The following is a 17,870-nucleotide window of genomic DNA, read 5'->3' as shown; positions in this document are numbered from 1 at the left end:
TTAAAAATCCAACGTAAACAAAATATTAACCACCATGATTAACATGATTCCACGTGTAAACCCTTTGGGCAATAACGTTGATGGTTCATCATTCACCTTCACGTTCATACCCGTAATACAAGAGCCAACCCCAATCATAAATCCCATAATAATAAATTTCAAAGGAACCAAAACGTAATCAGCCACAGACATTGCTGCCAAAATATTGCTATAAAAAGTCCAGATAGAATCCTGCATCGTTCCCAAAGCATAGGTAACAACATACCCCATAAATAATGAAGTCGTACCAAAAATCATTCCCAAAGTAAAACTACCGATTGTAAAAGCCCATACCCTAGGTAAGACAATCGTAATAAAAGGATCAATCCCCATGACTGTCAATGATTTGAGCTGCCCGCCCATAGCCAACAGACTACATTCTGTAACGGTCAAAATACCATTACGTCCCAATAAAATCATTCCAACTAGGATAGGAGCTACTTCTCTGACTAAAATCGTGATTAAGATCGGTCCTGTCATCTTGGTCAACCCAGCCGCACCCAGCCAAAAAATTGCCTGAGATACCACAGCTAGTCCAGCCAATGTTGCTATAAAAAAGGTGCTAAAAAAGCCTCCGCAAACAACTTGACCCAACGATCTTTTGAATTCATATTTTACCGTGCGACGCCAAGTGATCGGCGAAATACTTTCGACCAACACTCCCCATGATGCGGCTAGCACCCCAAGTAAAAATCTAAAATAACTGCGAGTTTTTGCACCAATAGCATATAATATTGGGCACGAATACCAAAAAAGAATAATTCCAATTTTTTGCAACCACGCAAAACGACCGTCCTTGACCATTTTTAATTGAACAGACAGACGTTGTGCCTGATCGATCTCGCGGTTACGAATATCTTCAACATATTGATCGAGATCGTTGATACCATCTTTATCCAAATCAGATAGCATTGCTTCTATTCGATTTTGTTTTTCCTTTTTTTCCAAAGGATTATTTTCAAAATCATCTGAATATTTCATCGTCTACCAGCAAGAATAAATGTATGTGAAATACCAACCTTTGGAATATAAAAAGTTCCTCTTGGTCTGAATAAAAAGTCATTTTTAAGAGCCATATAAGCACTTTGAGTCACTTGTACTGCGCTGCCATCAGTTGCCATATTTGCCATTAACCCCGACATTCCGACGGCTGGTCCCCATAAATTAAATGTTCTGGGCTCTTTACCAAACCACGATCCCAAAACAGGTCCCACATCTATTCCAATACCAAAATTAGATTCGGTTCCCATCCCAGGAATCATTTCGATACAAGCTGCTCGCATATCCAATGCGGCATGTGCCAATCGAATCGGTGCGGTAATATCAGGCTCTTTCATGCATCCCGCAACAGCAACTAAATGACCACCCATAATTTTTACATAGAAAAGACCATATTTCTTAGCAATATCTTGTAAAACAATGACCAATTCACGTATTGGCGTCACCAATTTCGAAGATTCCTCAATATCAGAAGTTAAGTAACCACTAAAAGTGATGTTCATCACAGCAACGGCTGGATAAATACCTTGTTGTTCATCTTCACTCAAATCACCAAAATCAAAATTATGATATTTTACAGCACCAGGTTTAACCAGAAACTCTGTTTTCGCTTCATTTGACAAGGTTGATAAACTATCTTGAACATCATGAGTAATTTTCTCTATAGAAGTCGCATGGCTTTTCTCAGTCTCACCACCAACAAGATTTAATTCTTTTAGCTGGATTTCTGCAGCAACGAAACGCATAGCAACCAAACCTGCAAAAATCTTGGTAATATGACGGATATTATGAAGATGTGGCGTGTCCTCGATGATGACGGCTCCGATAACGCCATCTTTTCCAAGGACTGGTGTAATCAATACAGATTTTGTCTCCGCAGAGCGCATGAACGATCTATAAAAATTCGAAATACGACCATCATTAACAGCATCTTCTATTTCAAGAGTCTCACCTTCCGTAATCGCTTTATAGAAATCTGGGACTTCTTGGATAGAATATTGTACACCTTCAGCATGATTCCCATCCTCGCTATTATATAGATCATTACAAATTAATGACTTCTGACTTTCTGAAATATGCCAAACACTGACCCTTTTCGCAGAAACCAGATTACACAGCCCTTCTGTTAAAATTAAGGCTTCATTATTAGGATCAAATATCTCTGACTTAGACGCAATCATCTCAATCGCATTATTTTCTTGCTCGGCAATATTTTGAACATATTTAAACCGTTTCCATAATCGATCCATTCTGTGACCTTGATAGATCAACACACCTGCCATCGCCGCAGCAAGAGCAACTACCAATAATGAAAACAGTAAATTTTGCTTACCACTCGTAACCGCAAAATTGGAAAAGTCACTTTCTGGAATAACGATCAAAACTACCCAACTTTGAACGGATTCAGGAAGTTGTGACGTGATACTAATATAATTTCCAGCAATAGATTCGAGTGAAGAGGATAAAGGCGTATCCTTGTCATGACTCGTTTGTTCATCTTTTTTAATTTTAAATGAACGAACACCAATTCCATCGACCAAAAATTGATCATATGCACGTGCAATAACGGGGCTAAATTTTGGATTAATCTTGCTTGCTTCCGAGTTCCACTCATTATCACCAAATTGCATTAACAACCCTGGTGACGCAATAATATTCTTTTGACGATCCACAATAATGGCTCTGGCATGCTGGCTGATATTTAATGAACTTAAAAACGTCGTTAATTGCTGCAAGGAAATACTAACTGCGAAAACGCCCTTTTTACCGTCTCGATCTTGAAATGGGATTGAGGCTGTAATCACTAACCCTTTTTTAGACGGCATTAACGAAGGTCGAGACCATGTTAATTTACCATTTTTCATAGCTTGCTCATACCAAGACCGTAAACGAGGATCATAAGCATTGGCTGGGCGTGATGTTCTGGATATTTTTTTACCATCGAACGTAGAGAACTCCTCTAAAAATTGTCCTCCATTCTGATCTGGTTTTAAGGTGACTATCCTCACCTTATTGGGATTATCAACAATACGTTCAATCATCGTAAAGTTACCTTTTTCGTCAGCAAGGTAAAATGATTGTAACTGTTTTGTTTGACGCAAGCTGCTCATCACATATGTATAAAACATCCCTGTTTCATATTCAGAAGGAATATGAGAAAGCATATCAACAACCAATTTGCTGCTGACCGTCGCAGGGGAAAGGTAACTCATAACCTCTTGAGATACACGTGACTGTTCAGTTTTTAAAATAATGTGGGTAAGTTTTAAAATTCCAGATTTGGTTTGACGATAGGAATGTAACGTTACCCCTACAACAACGAAAACAACCAAAATCACGCCCAAAATAGGAACGCCTATCCGTAAAAATAAACGCCAGAAACGATTTACTGAATCCTTGGTTGGATCAACAATTTCACCAGCAGGCACTTAAAATTCCCCACAGCTAATAAATAAAAGGCTTTCTCATCCGTAAAATAATCATTAAATAATATTATTTTAAAACTAATTAAACCGATCAAATTAATTATAGTATACAAATATACCCATTATTTATATCTATAATTATATTAAATTTCAACATCCCAATAATTCAAGCTTATAATTATCATTGAATTTCAATAATTTTTTTATCATTCTGTTATATATGATTAAGTTATTACTTATTCAAAAATAAGCGCCTATCATTTTCAATGATTACCCTCAGCCTATATATGGATCATAAAATGCACTCTTCTTTTTCTGTATTATTCGTTTGTCTTGGCAATATTTGTCGCTCTCCGATGGCACAAGCAGCCTTTACAAGTGAAATTCAAAAGCGACACCTACACATCAAAGTTGATTCTGCTGGGCTTGGTTCATGGCACATCGATAATCCACCTGATAATCGGGCAATCAAAGAAACTGCACGCCATAATATTGATATTAATACCTATCGTGGACGACAAATTCAACTAGAGGATTTTGTAAGTTTTACCCATATTATCGGTATGGATCATAGAAATATTCATCAATTAAAAAAAATAGCCCCGCCAGAATGTCTTCACAAAATATCTTTGTTAATGGATTACTCTATGACCCATAAAGGACAAGAAATCGCTGATCCTTATTATGGAGATCAACTCGATTTCGAAACAACTTGGAATCAAGTTTATTTGGGTGTTGTTGGTTTGGCTGATTATTTTGAGAAAAAACTATGAATAAAATTTCATTAATTCAAGTCGCAGAACAATATCTTGAAAATAAAATAGAGAATACGCAACCTTTGACACAGGGCGATCTTTCTGAAACATTCATGATTACCACCAGCGCGGAGCAAAATTATGTTATCAAAAATGGTGCATCGCCCAACACTGAGGGCAATATGCTGAAATTTCTAGATCAGCATCATATTGATGTTCCAAAAGTAATTTTTGCAAATGATACGCTTTTAATTATGGAAGCTATCCAAGAAACCAATTGCTTATCCAAAGAGGCTTGGCAAAATCTTGGATTGACTCTGAATCAATTACACCAAATCCACAACCCTTCTTATGGATGGCAAGAAGATTATGGGTTCGGGAAAGTGCCACTTAAAAATAGCTTTAGCAATAATTGGGTCGAGTTTTGGCGAGAAAATCGTTTATTATGCTATATTGATCAATTACCTATCCATATTGCTGTCCAAATTGAAAAATTAACGACAAACTTAGATCATTATATTCCCGAGCATCCCCCTATATCTTTGTTACATGGGGATTTATGGTCTGGTAATATCATTACCCATATCAATCGACCCTATTTGATTGATCCAGCATGTTACTTTGGTCATAACGAAGTTGATATTGCTATGTTAAATATTTTTGGTAGCCCACCGGACGCTTTTTATAACAGCTATTCCCTCTTGGAACCCAACTGGCAAGAACGTTTACCGGTCTATCAACTCTTTCCAGCGATTGTCCATTATATTCTGTTTGGCAATTATTATGTTGATATGATCCAAACCTTATTAACCCGTTTAAAAATATAACTTCTTTTGGATATTTTACTGATGATGAACATCCCTCAAGACTATGTTGCACAAAGCTATAACCCTCGTGCAAAACAGTATGTTACCAGCCAAGTCCATGCGTTTGGACCAGACCTCGAACAAATTAAAGAGTTACTAAAAAACGAAAATAAAGCCTCTTTATTAGATTTAGGATGTGGTGGTGGACATGTCAGCTATTGTGCTGCACCTTTGGTAAAAGAAGTTGTGGCTTGTGATATCAGTCAAACCATGTTGGATGCCGTATTACAAACCGCTCAAGAAAAAGCCTTAAACAACATCACAACCCAAAAAGCACCCGCAGAGCAGTTACCTTTTAAAGATCACCAATTTGACTGGGTAATTAGCCGTTTTAGTAGCCATCACTGGCACAATTTGGCACAAGGAATTGCAGAAATCAAACGCGTACTTCACCCAAATGGCACGGTAATTATCATCGATACAATCGCCCCTTTGGATAAAACCGCAGACAGCTTTTTACAAACAATCGAATTATTAAGAGACCACTCACACGTCAGAAATTATAATATCGCAGAATATACCCAACTATTTGCTATTCATGGATTTACGTTACATTCTATTACACAACGAGAGTTGGATTTAGAGTTTAATGGCTGGATCAACAGAACCAAACCTTCTATGAATTGTGTTCAAGCTATTATTGAACTGCAACGAGTAGCCCCAGCTCATGTAAAATCAATATTAAAATTCAAAGAAAATCATAATTTCAGCCTACCCACAGCGACTTTTATAGTAAAGGGATAGGCTAAAAAATATAAAATTAAAGCAAAAATTAATGTTTTAATAACATAATTGCACCAATGATATTTCCTGGATCAACTTTTCCAATCAAGGAAGAATCTGGTGCATACACATTACCGTCTTTTTGCAAATGCCCGATAATTTGACGATGTGCATCATAAATATTTCCATTGGATGCATCATATTGTCCTACTTGGACATTATTCTTATCAAAAATTGAACCTTTGTTATCCACACGTCCAACTAATTGATTATCAGATCCAAATACAGAGCCATCTTGTTGTAAACGTCCTTTAAAGCCGCTGATATTGTCGTAAATATTTCCTTGGTTATCAATATGCCCAACTTCTTTACCGACATTATTATAGATCTGACCTTTTGCCATAACGTTAGATGTTGATAGCAATAATACAGTTCCAGCAACAGCCATGCCTAATGTTGTTTTATTGAGAAAACTTAACCGCATAATATATATACATCCTTCCTTATATGAATAATGAGTAGGATAGCAGAACAAATAAAACAAACAAGAGCAAGATTGCTTTAGATAATTAAAATTAATAACTTGGCTGTAAAACAATTATAATATAATTGATTATTCTTTTTTGAAATTAATAAGCAATTTTTGTTGCATATATAATAAACATTTAAAAATAATGTGAAATACATCCCTGAATATCTAAAATAAGACTTTACGTCCTTTGTAGAATTAGGATAAGGAAGGGGTAAAGATTTTGTGATTTAAAGAGAAAATCACATTTGTCTGTTTACATGTAGTTCTATAAATTCTGATGTTTAACTCAATCAATCATTACCGAACACCCATCGTAAAACAGTTAATTATTGTATAATTTTCAATTATTTTGTGGAAACTAAATTTTGAGTAATATCTCTACAACGCCCCCTTCAACTGAGAATAGCTTTAACGAAAAGCTGTCCATGTGGGTCATTATTATACTTGGCTTGCTTACAGCGATTGGACCTTTGGCAACAGACATGTACCTCCCCGCTTTTCCGCAAATCAATCAAGATTTAGCTGGTTACGGCGATGGTGCTGCTAAAATGACATTAACTGTATGGTTTATCGGCCTGGCACTGGGTCAACTTTCCATTGGTCCCATATCAGATCGTCTGGGACGCAGAACCCCTCTTTTAATTGGAATAATTATTTTTACCATCGGCTCTATTGGCTGTGCGATTTTTTCAGATTTTTACGTTTTTTGTTTTTTTCGCTTTTTATCTTCCCTCGGTGGATCAGCGGGAATGGTAATCCCAAGAGCAATGGTTCGCGATATTTCATCTGGCTCTGCTGGGATTAAAATTATGGCACAATTAGCTTTGGTCAGTTGTATCGTTCCAATTGTCGCACCAACCCTAGGTGGGCTAATTGTTATCAAATTTCCTTGGCAAATATTATTTTGGATTATGGGAATTTACGGCATTATCGGCAGCTTTGTCGTATTCTTCTACTTACCCGATACGTTACTGCTAAGATACCGTATTTATTCTTCTGTCAGCTCTATTTTTTGGCGTTATATTCGTATTGTCCGTGAGCCAATATTTCTCACCAATACAATGATTACTGGATTTGCCCTTTTCATGATTTTTGCGTACCTTAGTGGCACGCCTGATGTGCTAAGCAAATCCATGGGATTTACAAAATTGCAATTAGCAATATGGTTTGGAATTAACTCCTTTATTATCGCAGCATGTAACCAAGTTAACGGATTATTATTAAATAAAATCCGTCCGTATATTATGCTAAATGTCGCAACGAACATCGCATTTGTAACCAGTATTTTATTTATTATTATTTGTTTATTACCAATCCCTTTGAATACAATGGGTATTGTGCTTCACTGTGCTCCCATTGTTATCATTATGGGATGCCTAGGGTTCGTATTCCCTAATTGTACCATATTTGCCTTTATTCTCCATGGTCGACGCGTTGGCAGTGCATCGGCTTTATTAGGCACAATTCAATTCCTTCTTGGAGCAATGAGCAGCTGGATGATGAGTAAACTTCCCGCCACCAATATGTTATCCGTTGCAATCGGCGTATTCATCGGGGTGCTAGGAATGTTTATATTTAATTTATGGCGTAAGAATACAACAAGAACCATCATCAAAAAAATGAAAGCTGGTGTAAGACAAGGACAACATAATTATTATGCGTTCTTAAAAGACTTAGACTGAAATAATGAATAAAAAACCTACCAAATGGTAGGTTTTTTTTATCGTAGTTCCATCATTAACCTAAGTTAATTGTAAAACTTTATTTGCAAAATCATGCACTTTATTATAAAGCGCAGCATCTGTTTGCAATTCAGCCTCACGTGCTGGGAAGATTTTTTTAATTTTCTCAGCCCAAGCACCTTTGACCTGTTCAGGGAAACAATTTTCAATTAAGTTCAACATGACGGAAACTGAAACAGAAGCCCCAGGCGATGCCCCTAATAATGCAGCTAAAGATTTATCACTAGACGTAATAACCTCGGTTCCCATTTGCAAAATAGAGCGACCATATTGATCTCTTTTGATAATTTGAACGCGTTGCCCCGCAATTTGCCGTTTCCAATCCCCTTCTTTTGCCAAAGGATAAAAACGATGTAACGCAGCCATCCGTTTTCCCATTGTTTGTGTTGATTGATCGATCAAATAGCGAATAAAGTCAAGATTGTGAATACCAACAGAAACCAAAGATTCGATATTGTCTAAACGTATTGAAGACAATACATCAAAATAAGATCCCTTCTTTAAAAACTTAGTCGTAAATCCTGCATAAGGTCCAAATAAAAGCGATTTCTTACCATCAATAATCCGCGTGTCCAAATGAGGCGCAACAACGGTGGGTAATCCCTCTGTGGATAATCCATATACTTTAGCATGATGTTGCTCAACAATATCAGGACTATCACAACGCAACCATTGCCCACTGACTGGAAAACCACCAATTCCACGACCTTCGGGAATACCAGATTTTTGCAACAACAACAAAGCTGCACCACCCGCACCAATAAACACAAAGCGAGATCGAATTGATTTTTCTTCACCTGTGATAATGTTTTTACTTTTAACTTCCCAAACATCACCGATGCGTTTGATGTCTTCTACTCTTTCGCAATATCCAACATCAATATTTTGTTGTTCCTCTAGATGAGAAAGTAGTTTGCGTGTCAACGCACCAAAACTAACATCAGTTCCACCTTCGACACGAGTCAAAGCCATCTTTTCTCTTGCTGGTCTGCCTTTGGCAACCAAAGGTGCCCAGTCTTGGATTTGTTGATTATCATCTGAAAAAGACATTTTGCTGAAACCAGGATGCTGTTTCAACTTTTCAAAACGTTCCTTCAAAAAGGCAACGTTGGCTTCACCCTGCACAAAGCTCATGTGAGGAACAGGATTAATAAAATCTGTTGGCGTTTTAAAAGCACCATTTGCCACAAGATGACTCCAGAACGATCTGGATACTTCAAATTGCGCATTGGTAAAAATTGCTTTTTTTAAATTCACCTGTTGCCCAGGAATAAAAGGCGTATAATTTAATTCACATAATCCAGCATGACCTGTTCCAGCATTGTTCCATGCACTTGAGCTTTCTTCTGCTCCTGTATTGCGCACTTCTAAAATTGCCATTTTAATGTCTGGATTAAACTCTTTTAATAATGCTCCTAATGTTGCGCTGACGATACCAGCGCCTATTAAGACCGCATCTTTAACTTCATTTGTAGATATATTTTTCATTTTACCGCACGTTTATATTACCAAGCAGAATTACTAATCATTTGGTCAATATACTCCAAAATTGAAAAATGACCTATATAAAGCCTGATAATATTTTCGAGAACAGAAAAAATAAAAATAATTATAAATATAGAATATTATTTACTTTAAAAAAATTGTATATAAAATTTGAACAAAATAATGTTCGTAACATTTCAAATATTATATTACAAATTAAAATTTTTAATATTAATATACATATTGTCAATTCATTATAATTCGCTTGTCACAAAACACCATACTCAATTTTAAAAAATCAAAAACAATTACCTCTTTCTCATTTAATATTTATACAGTAAAATCGCAGCAATTATTTGTTGCCATACTCTATCTCTTCCAAGGATATTATAATGTCGGATCATGATCCAACAATAATCAAGGAACCTGTCATTGACCTCAGGTCCGTCAGCCTCAGCCAAAACATAAAACTTGCGTTAACAGACCTTCTTCAAGGAGTGATACAATGGCGACTAGGATGGAAATTGGCGTTACTCGATATTAAGTTACGCTATCGCGGATCGATATTGGGACCTTTTTGGATTACCATTATTATGGGTGCTAAGATTTCTACAATTGGTATTTTATATGCTTATTTGTTACATTTAGACTTGCAGCATTATTTTACTTACGTCGCTATATCTGTTGTTCTATGGACATATGTAAATGGTATGGTTAACGATAGCTGTCTCATTTTCACCAATTCAAGCCAACTTATCTTATCACAACGGCTTCCCTATAGTATCTATGTATGGCGCAATGTTTTTTGTAACATTTTGATTCTTTTACATAATTTACTAGTTATTATTGTAGTTTTTACTATTTTCAAAATTGTTCCCTATACATTGTATTTTCTGTTGCCCGCAACATTTTTGTGGCTTGCAAACAGCCTTGCTCTGGGTATTATATTTGGAATATTGGGCACACGTTTTAAAGATATCCCACCTATTGTTGCTGGTGTTATGCAATCCCTTTTCTTCATTACGCCAATCATTTGGAAAGCCAGCTCACTGCATTTTAATAGTAACTATATTTTGCTAAATCCCCTTTATCCATTATTTGAAATCGTCAGATCTCCTATTCTAGGTGAAAGTTTGTCTGCTTCAATATGGATTGCTGCTATTGGTTATAGCATTCTTTTATGGATAGCAGCATTATTGATATTTAGTAAAACTCGTTTTCGAATTCCTTACTGGATGTAAAAAAACCATGCCCAGTATTACTGTAAAAAACCTTTCTATTTCATTTCCTTTATACCACGAGAACACACGCAATTTGCGTAAAATGACACATTTATTCATTTCTGGTCGCTTGAGGCAAGATCAACATAAAAAAATTCTTGTTCAAAGTTTAAGGGATATTAATTTTACATTGCGCCAAGGCGACAAGGTTGGTTTGATTGGTCAAAATGGTGCGGGTAAAACCACTTTACTACGCACTATGACGGGCATCTATGAACCTATCGTAGGGCATATTCGTGTTGAAGGCACCATAAGCACTTTACTCGACCCAAATGCAGGAATGAATTTTGGTCTGACAGGCAGAGAAAATATTAATTTAAAATGTTCTCTTAATGGATATTCAAAGCAACAAACGCTGGAAATAGCAGAAAGTGTTGCTGAATTCTCTGAACTAGGGACTTATCTTGATTTACCAGTCAGAACTTATAGCTCTGGGATGCAATTAAGACTAGGATTTGGTCTTGCAACGGCTATCCCCCCTCAAATCCTGATGATGGATGAATGGTTTCTCACTGGAGATGCTGGCTTTATTTTAAAAGCGACCAAACGTATAGAAAATATGGTTCATAATTCACAAATTCTGGTCATTTCTACCCATTCGGCTGAAACAATAGCCAAATGGTGTAATCGTGTATTATGGCTAGATCAAGGGTTTTTGAAAATGGATGGTACCCCCGAAGAAGTATTGCCTGTTTATTTAAACAAACCTTATGAGGAAATTGTAAAAAAAGACTAATATGCCACTTTATATTGCATTATAATAAAAAGCCCTCTTTATGCAAAGTAAAGAGGGCTTTTAAATTCAATATTAGTTAAGTTTTATCCTCGGCGAGGCGCTCTACCATTTGCCTTAGCAACTTTTTTACCCCAAACGACAAGGTCAGGAGAACAATCTTGGGCATCGATCTCTACTTCAATTAAAGTCGGTCCATCTTTGTGTGCCAATGCTGTTTGTACAGCTTTTTCAAGTTCCGCACCATTCTTAGCTTTAATCCCAAGACCTTTACCATCTTCGGCATTAAAGACATCAATCAGACCTGCATAATCCCAGTTTTTAATACGATTATATGGACCATCATGGATCTTCACTTCAATCGTATAGCCAGCATTATTAATCAAAATAATAATCACAGGCAAATTACGACGAATCATCTGACATACTTCTTGTGCTGTCAATTGGAATGATCCATCCCCAACCATGATAATATTACGACGGTTTGGCTCTGAAACTGCGTACCCAAACATAGAAGGAATAGACCAACCAATATGCCCCCACTGCATTTCTGATTCCACACGTGCACCATTAGGAAGTTTGAAATGCATACCATGGAACCATGAATCCCCAGTTTCAAGATATAATGTTGTATCACCCGTAATCATCCCTTGGATCTGACGACATAGCTCGACTGTGGTTAATGGTGCCTGACCTTCTGCTACAGGAATCGTTTTAGCGGCGTGATTTTTAGCTCTGAATTGTTCCAAATAGGCTGAATTCTTTTTCACAAGCGGGGTTAGAACTGGAATAAAATCTTTTAAATAAACACCGCTAAATTCTTTTTTACCAATACGTGTATGATGTGTAGAAATCCAAATATCGTGGTCATCAAGCAATTGACATTCCCAGCCAACAGTTGAGTAATCGTTAAATACAGCACCAATATAAATGCGACAATCTGAGTTCCTTACAAGCTCTTCTACACCAGTAGAGCTGATTTCTCCCCAGTATGTGCCAACATATTCTGGCTCTTCTTCTGGGAACAGACCTTTTGCTTGTGCCATGGTGGCAACAGGACATCCAAGTTGCTTACCAAGCTGAGTAATCTTTTTTGAAATCACACATCCAGCAGAGCGTATTTTACCGCCAATAATCATCACTGGATTTTTTGCATTTTCAAGTGCTTCAAGACATGCTTGTGCAGCAGCTTTGAGGCTTTCATCATCGCTTATCAAGCTATTTGTAATACTGCTGATGGGACCTGGCTCTGTGCAAGGTTCGTTCGCAATATTACAAGAAATCTCAATATAAGCAGGTTTACGATTACGTAATGCTGAACGAATAGCATGGTCAATCAAACAAGGTGCTTCGTTCGCATGAGCAATAGAGACAGCTTCACAAGTAATTTGTTTAGCCATTTCTAATTGATAGCGATAATCAGAATATCCCATCGTGTGATGTAATATATGACCACTGCCATAATCATTATTGTTTGGAGCACCAGAGATCAATAATAAAGGCAAATTCTCGGCAAAAGCACCACCAACAGCATTAAAAGCACTAAATGCACCCACACTGAACGTCACAACAGAAGCACCCATCACACGAGAACGCGCATAGCCTTCACCTGCGAAACCGCAGTTTAATTCATTACAACAATAAACTTGCTCTAAATCCTCAACTTTTGCCATTTCATCAAGCAAAGTCAGATTGTAATCGCCAGCAACAGCAAAGACATGGTTCAAACCAAGCTGTGCTAAACGGGTAGCAAGATATTGTCCAACAGTATATTCCACCAGAAATCTCCTATACATATAATAGTCTTAATTTTATAAGTTTCTTAAATACTAATGTTTTAAAATGACTTTTTTGTGTTTTAAAAATATCCAATAAATACATTATCAAAACATTAATAAGAAGCCACTTAAATAACCTTGTTTAGCCTAACATAGCATTTTTTATATCGCAATATTGTGATGGAACAAAGAAAACACAATTCTATCGTTGCAAGACAAAGTCAGATAACAAAATATATTTCGATTTTTATATAAGCATGAATCAAAATTTTTCAATCTAGTGATTTTATTGAAATAGATGAATTGCTTAGAATATAGGGAAAGAAACAAGAAAATATATGGGATGTAAAATGTAGATACCGAAGGTTGTATTCTCTGTTTTAAAATTCAACTTATAATATATTATTTTTTCTTTACTACAATTCAATAATGATATATAAGTTCAATTATCAAAACTGTTACAAGACCAATTAATGATCTTGGTGAGCCGGGAGGGATTCGAACCCTCGACCATTCGATTAAAAGTCGAATGCTCTACCAACTGAGCTACCGGCTCTTCTTTTTTGAACCGCTTGTATCAAGCGATGAACATTGAAATAGTGGTTATTTAGAAAGAAGTCAACCACTATTTCAACTTTTTTAAAAAATTATTCGTTCACTACTGACATTTTAATAATGCGATCTGGATCATTGACCATACCGTTGGCACCACCACCGCGCTTAATTTGATCAACAAACTCCATTCCTTCAATAACTTGTCCAACGATTGTGTATTGCCCATTTAAATGTGGCGCATCATCGAACATGATAAAAAATTGACTATTTGCACTATTAGGATCCATTGTCCGTGCCATCCCAATCGTACCTCTACGAAATGATTCGGCTTTTGTAAACTCAGCTTTTAAATCAGGCAAATCACTGCCTTTAGTTCCTGTACCACTTGGATCACCACCTTGTGCCATGAATCCTTCGATGACACGATGAAAAGGGGTATTATCATAAAATCCTTGTTGGGATAACGTTAATAAACGTTCTGCAGCCAATGGTGCCAAATCTGGATATAATTTAATTTTTACATTCCCGTGCTTTAATTCCATTTGAAGCATCTTATTTTGATCTGTTGTATCCATTTTTAAATATCCTTCATTATTATTTAAATTGATTCGTAAATTTACGAAGAGTCGCTCTGGGTACAAAAGAGGAAATATCCCCTCCTAAACGACCGACCTCTTTCACAACACTAGATGCAATACTACGATTCTGTTCTGTTGCAACCAAAAAAAGTGTTTCTATATCCGGAGCCAAACGTTGATTCATCAGGCACATTTGAAATTCCATATCAAAATCAGTCGCCTGTCGTAGTCCTCTAATAATCACGCTGGCGTTATGTGCTTTGACGCAATCAACCAATAAATTATCAAACCCGATAACCCTGATTGCACAGTCTTTATGACCAAGAATCCGACACGATTCACCGAACTCCTCGATTAACGCCTCATGAATACATTCAACTCGATCCTGAAGAGACCATAAAGGGCTCTTATTCTCATTCAGCGCAACCCCAATAATCAGCTCGTCAACCAAACCAACTGCCCGCTTGATGATATCAAGATGACCGTTAGTAATGGGATCAAACGTACCTGGATAAAATCCGATCCGCGTTGTTTCTTTGTTATCGATCATTCTATGATCTATACCTCATCATTTTCTTGACTTTCGGCAATTTCGCCATCTTCATCATCCACAGAATCATCAATAACTGGGAAAACACTGCTGACAGTTTCGCCCTCATCGATACGGAACAACGTCACACCCATACTGGTACGAGACGTAATACGAACTTGATTGACAGGGACTCGGATCAAACGTCCCTTATCGGTGATCAACATCACATCTGTATTGTCCAACACCGCAAAAGTAGCAACAATTTCCGTACCATTTCGACCTGCTAGATTCATATTTGATAAACCCAAACCACCACGACCACTGACACGATAATCATAAGCCGTTGAACGTTTACCAAAACCCGCATTCGTCACTGTTAATAAGATTTCTTCACCCTGTTGCAGTTCACTTAAACGTTCAGTCGTTAATTCTGTATCTGCACTGCCATCATCTTCCTCAGCTTCAAATATTTCTTCAACATCTTCCGCGATATCGACATTTTCTGCACGGCGTTTGGCGTTGCTGTAACGGATATAAGCTGTTCTTTCTGCAACAGAGGCATCGACGTGATTTAAGATACATAAAGACATCACTTCATCATCATCTGCTAAGCGAATACCACGTACACCCGTGCTGGCACGACCAGAGAACACACGAACCGTGTCATCAGTAATTTGGAATCGAACAGCACGCCCTTTTTTAGAAGCCAAGAAAATATCTTGCCCTTCATGACAAGTCGCAACCCCAATTAAACGTTCACCCTCGTCCAGTTTCATAGCAATCAAACCAGAGGAACGAATATTACCAAAGTCACTCAGTCTATTTCTTCTAACACCCCCTTTGGAAGTCGCAAAGATAAGGTAAAGATTTGCCCATAACTCCTCATCTTGAGGCAATGGTAGAACAGCAGTAATTTCATCCCCTCCAAGATCAGGTAATAAATTGACCAATGCCCGACCTTTTGAAGTTGGGCTGGCTTCTGGTAAATGCCAAATCTTTGCACGATATGCCTTCCCCCCTGAAGAAAAAAAGATTACCCATTGATGGGTATGTGCATTAAAGGAACGCGTGATAATATCATCCCCTCTTCTACCTGCACCTCTTCGACCGCGCCCACCTCTATTTTGAGATCTAAAGGCTTCTAATGGTGTGCGTTTAATAAAGCCATCTCTGGTAATGGTCACCACCATTTGACCAGGCTCGATTAGACTTTCATCAGTTTGGTCGCCTTCATAATCGACAATCTCAGTTGCACGAGGACATCCAATTTCCCCACGCACGCGCAATAACTCATCACGCATAATTTCCATACGACGAATATGGCTTGCAATAATTTCTAGTAATTCTTCAATCCGTTTAGAAACTTCAATAAGTTCACTTTGGATTTTCTCACGTTCTAACCCTGTCAAACGTTGCAAACGCAACTCAAGAATCCCGCGAACTTGGGTTTCACTAAGATAAACTCGTCCATCTTCCAAGATATTTCCGTCATCTTGAATAAGGTCTAAATAAGATTGAATATCTGCTGCTGCCCAAGAGCGTTGCATTAATTGTTCACGTGCCGTCGCTGCATCAGGAGCAGAGCGAATTAACGCAATTACTTCGTCAATATTGGCGACTGCCAACATTAACCCAAGTAATAAGTGCGCACGATCTCTTGCTTTATTCAGTTCAAATCTTGCACGACGTAAAATCACTTCCTCACGGAATGTAATAAATGCCGTTAATGCATCTTTTAGCCCCAATAATTGAGGTTTACCATTATTGAGTGCCAACATATTGACACCAAACGAGGTTTGCAATTGCGTAAAGCGATATAGCTGATTTAAAACCACATCAGGCGTTGCATCGCGTTTAATTTCGATAACAATCCGCATTCCTGAACGATCACTTTCATCACGAATATCAGATACGCCCTCAATTTGCTTAGCACGAACCAACTCTGCAATTTTTTCTTGTAACGTGGCTTTATTCACTTGATACGGGATTTCAGTAATAATAATCGCTTGGCGATCTTTACGGATTTCCTCAATATTTGCACGACCGCGTATTAAGACAGAGCCTCGACCTGTGGCATAAGCACTACGAATACCTGAACGCCCAAGGATGACCCCACCCGTAGGGAAATCTGGTCCCGTCACAATTTGCATAAGTTCCGGCAAATCCATTTCTGGATTTTCAATCAATGCTAATGTCGCATCAATAATTTCAGTTGGATTATGCGTAGGGATATTCGTTGCCATCCCCACCGCAATCCCAGAGGCACCATTAATCAATAGATTGGGATAGATGGCAGGAAGAATAACAGGCTCTGACTCTGTTTCATCATAATTTGCCTGAAAATCAACCGTATCTTGATTGATATCTTCCAACAAAAACGTTGCAGGCTTTCCCAAACGTGCTTCGGTATAACGCATCGCAGCAGGAGAATCCCCATCAACAGAACCGAAATTCCCTTGCCCATCAACCAAACGAACACGCATCGACCAATGTTGCGCCATCCGCACCATTGCATCATAAATGGATGAATCCCCATGAGGATGATATTTACTCATCACATCCCCAACTGCACGGGCTGATTTGCGATAAGGTTTATCGGCGGTCAAACCGCTTTCAAACATAGAATATAAAATACGACGATGGACAGGTTTTAACCCATCACGCACATCTGGCAAAGCACGACTAACAATAACTGACATAGCATACGCCAAATAAGAGGTCTGCATTTCCTCTTCTACGGTTACAGGAACAATATCAGTCAACGGAGTAAGGGTGTTTTCTGGCAAATCGGTCAAGGTAGATCCAGTATTTAATTACAATTATTATAAAATAAAAATTTTAAAGATA

14 protein-coding genes and 1 tRNA gene are annotated in these 17,870 nt (G+C 37.6%); 6 read left to right on the top strand and 9 right to left on the bottom strand.

All coding sequences use genetic code 11. The features are described from left to right. Together QJV33_RS09015 and QJV33_RS09010 are read right to left on the bottom strand one after the other, a co-directional pair. The gene (locus QJV33_RS09015; protein WP_281463016.1) at positions 1-1,020 is read right to left on the bottom strand and encodes an MlaE family ABC transporter permease; all 1,020 of its coding nucleotides are present in this window, start codon (positions 1,018-1,020) and stop codon (positions 1-3) included. Continuing rightward, positions 1,017-3,467 (bottom strand): cache domain-containing protein, encoded by a 2,451-nt coding sequence (locus tag QJV33_RS09010; protein ID WP_281463015.1) that lies wholly within the window; start codon positions 3,465-3,467, stop codon positions 1,017-1,019. The genes QJV33_RS09015 and QJV33_RS09010 overlap by 4 nt, the downstream gene beginning before the upstream one ends. Before the next feature lie 296 nt (positions 3,468-3,763). Here QJV33_RS09010 and QJV33_RS09005 point away from each other — a divergent pair, with 296 nt between their 5' ends. From QJV33_RS09005 to QJV33_RS08995, 3 genes are read left to right on the top strand one after another with little or no spacing between them, the layout of a single operon-like run. Next, positions 3,764-4,237 carry a low molecular weight protein-tyrosine-phosphatase gene (locus QJV33_RS09005; RefSeq protein WP_281463014.1) on the top strand — a complete coding sequence of 158 codons (474 nt, stop codon included), beginning with the start codon at positions 3,764-3,766 and terminating at the stop codon, positions 4,235-4,237. Further along, positions 4,234-5,046 carry a fructosamine kinase family protein gene (locus QJV33_RS09000; protein ID WP_281463013.1) on the top strand — a complete coding sequence of 271 codons (813 nt, stop codon included), beginning with the start codon at positions 4,234-4,236 and terminating at the stop codon, positions 5,044-5,046. Before QJV33_RS09005 ends, QJV33_RS09000 begins: the two co-directional genes overlap by 4 nt. A 21-nt stretch (positions 5,047-5,067) precedes the next feature. Further along, positions 5,068-5,829, top strand: a complete 762-nt coding sequence (locus tag QJV33_RS08995; protein WP_281463012.1) for a class I SAM-dependent methyltransferase — start codon at positions 5,068-5,070, stop codon at positions 5,827-5,829. 28 nt (positions 5,830-5,857) lie between these two features. On the opposite strand, the gene QJV33_RS08990 is transcribed toward QJV33_RS08995, so the two are convergent. Continuing rightward, positions 5,858-6,292, bottom strand: a complete 435-nt coding sequence (locus tag QJV33_RS08990) for a 5-fold beta-flower protein (protein WP_281463011.1) — start codon at positions 6,290-6,292, stop codon at positions 5,858-5,860. 413 nt (positions 6,293-6,705) lie between these two features. Here QJV33_RS08990 and QJV33_RS08985 point away from each other — a divergent pair, with 413 nt between their 5' ends. Beyond that, entirely contained in the window at positions 6,706-8,022 is a 1,317-nt protein-coding gene (locus QJV33_RS08985; RefSeq protein ID WP_281463010.1) for a multidrug effflux MFS transporter, read from the top strand. A gap of 60 nt (positions 8,023-8,082) precedes the next feature. Here QJV33_RS08985 and mqo read toward each other — a convergent pair whose 3' ends face one another. Further along, positions 8,083-9,570 carry a malate dehydrogenase (quinone) gene (mqo, locus tag QJV33_RS08980; RefSeq protein WP_281463009.1) on the bottom strand — a complete coding sequence of 496 codons (1,488 nt, stop codon included), beginning with the start codon at positions 9,568-9,570 and terminating at the stop codon, positions 8,083-8,085. 389 nt (positions 9,571-9,959) lie between these two features. On the opposite strand from mqo, the gene QJV33_RS08975 reads away from it, so the two are divergent. Then, entirely contained in the window at positions 9,960-10,808 is an 849-nt protein-coding gene (locus tag QJV33_RS08975) for an ABC transporter permease (RefSeq protein WP_281463008.1), read from the top strand. Between the two features lie 7 nt (positions 10,809-10,815). Further along, entirely contained in the window at positions 10,816-11,583 is a 768-nt protein-coding gene (locus QJV33_RS08970; protein WP_281463007.1) for an ABC transporter ATP-binding protein, read from the top strand. A gap of 83 nt (positions 11,584-11,666) precedes the next feature. On the opposite strand, the gene QJV33_RS08965 is transcribed toward QJV33_RS08970, so the two are convergent. From QJV33_RS08965 to gyrA, 5 genes are all read right to left on the bottom strand, one after another. Next, positions 11,667-13,358: an alpha-keto acid decarboxylase family protein gene (locus QJV33_RS08965; protein ID WP_281463006.1), complete on the bottom strand. Its 1,692-nt coding sequence runs from the start codon at positions 13,356-13,358 to the stop codon at positions 11,667-11,669. A 480-nt stretch (positions 13,359-13,838) separates the two neighbouring features. Next, positions 13,839-13,914: transfer RNA gene (locus QJV33_RS08960), tRNA-Lys, on the bottom strand. Positions 13,915-14,005: 91 nt separating this feature from the next. Then, positions 14,006-14,488, bottom strand: a complete 483-nt coding sequence (locus tag QJV33_RS08955) for a peptidylprolyl isomerase (RefSeq protein ID WP_281463005.1) — start codon at positions 14,486-14,488, stop codon at positions 14,006-14,008. Between the two features lie 19 nt (positions 14,489-14,507). Further along, positions 14,508-15,041 (bottom strand): pantetheine-phosphate adenylyltransferase, encoded by a 534-nt coding sequence (gene coaD / locus QJV33_RS08950; protein ID WP_281463004.1) that lies wholly within the window; start codon positions 15,039-15,041, stop codon positions 14,508-14,510. 8 nt (positions 15,042-15,049) lie between these two features. After that, complete coding sequence (gyrA, locus tag QJV33_RS08945) at positions 15,050-17,818, bottom strand: DNA gyrase subunit A (protein WP_281463003.1); 2,769 nt, start codon at positions 17,816-17,818, stop codon at positions 15,050-15,052. Positions 17,819-17,870: the final 52 nt, after the last annotated feature.

The sequence above is a fragment of the Commensalibacter nepenthis genome (genome assembly GCF_029953305.1).
Lineage (GTDB): Bacteria > Pseudomonadota > Alphaproteobacteria > Acetobacterales > Acetobacteraceae > Commensalibacter > Commensalibacter nepenthis.
This window is presented reverse-complemented; position numbering and strand designations above follow the sequence as displayed.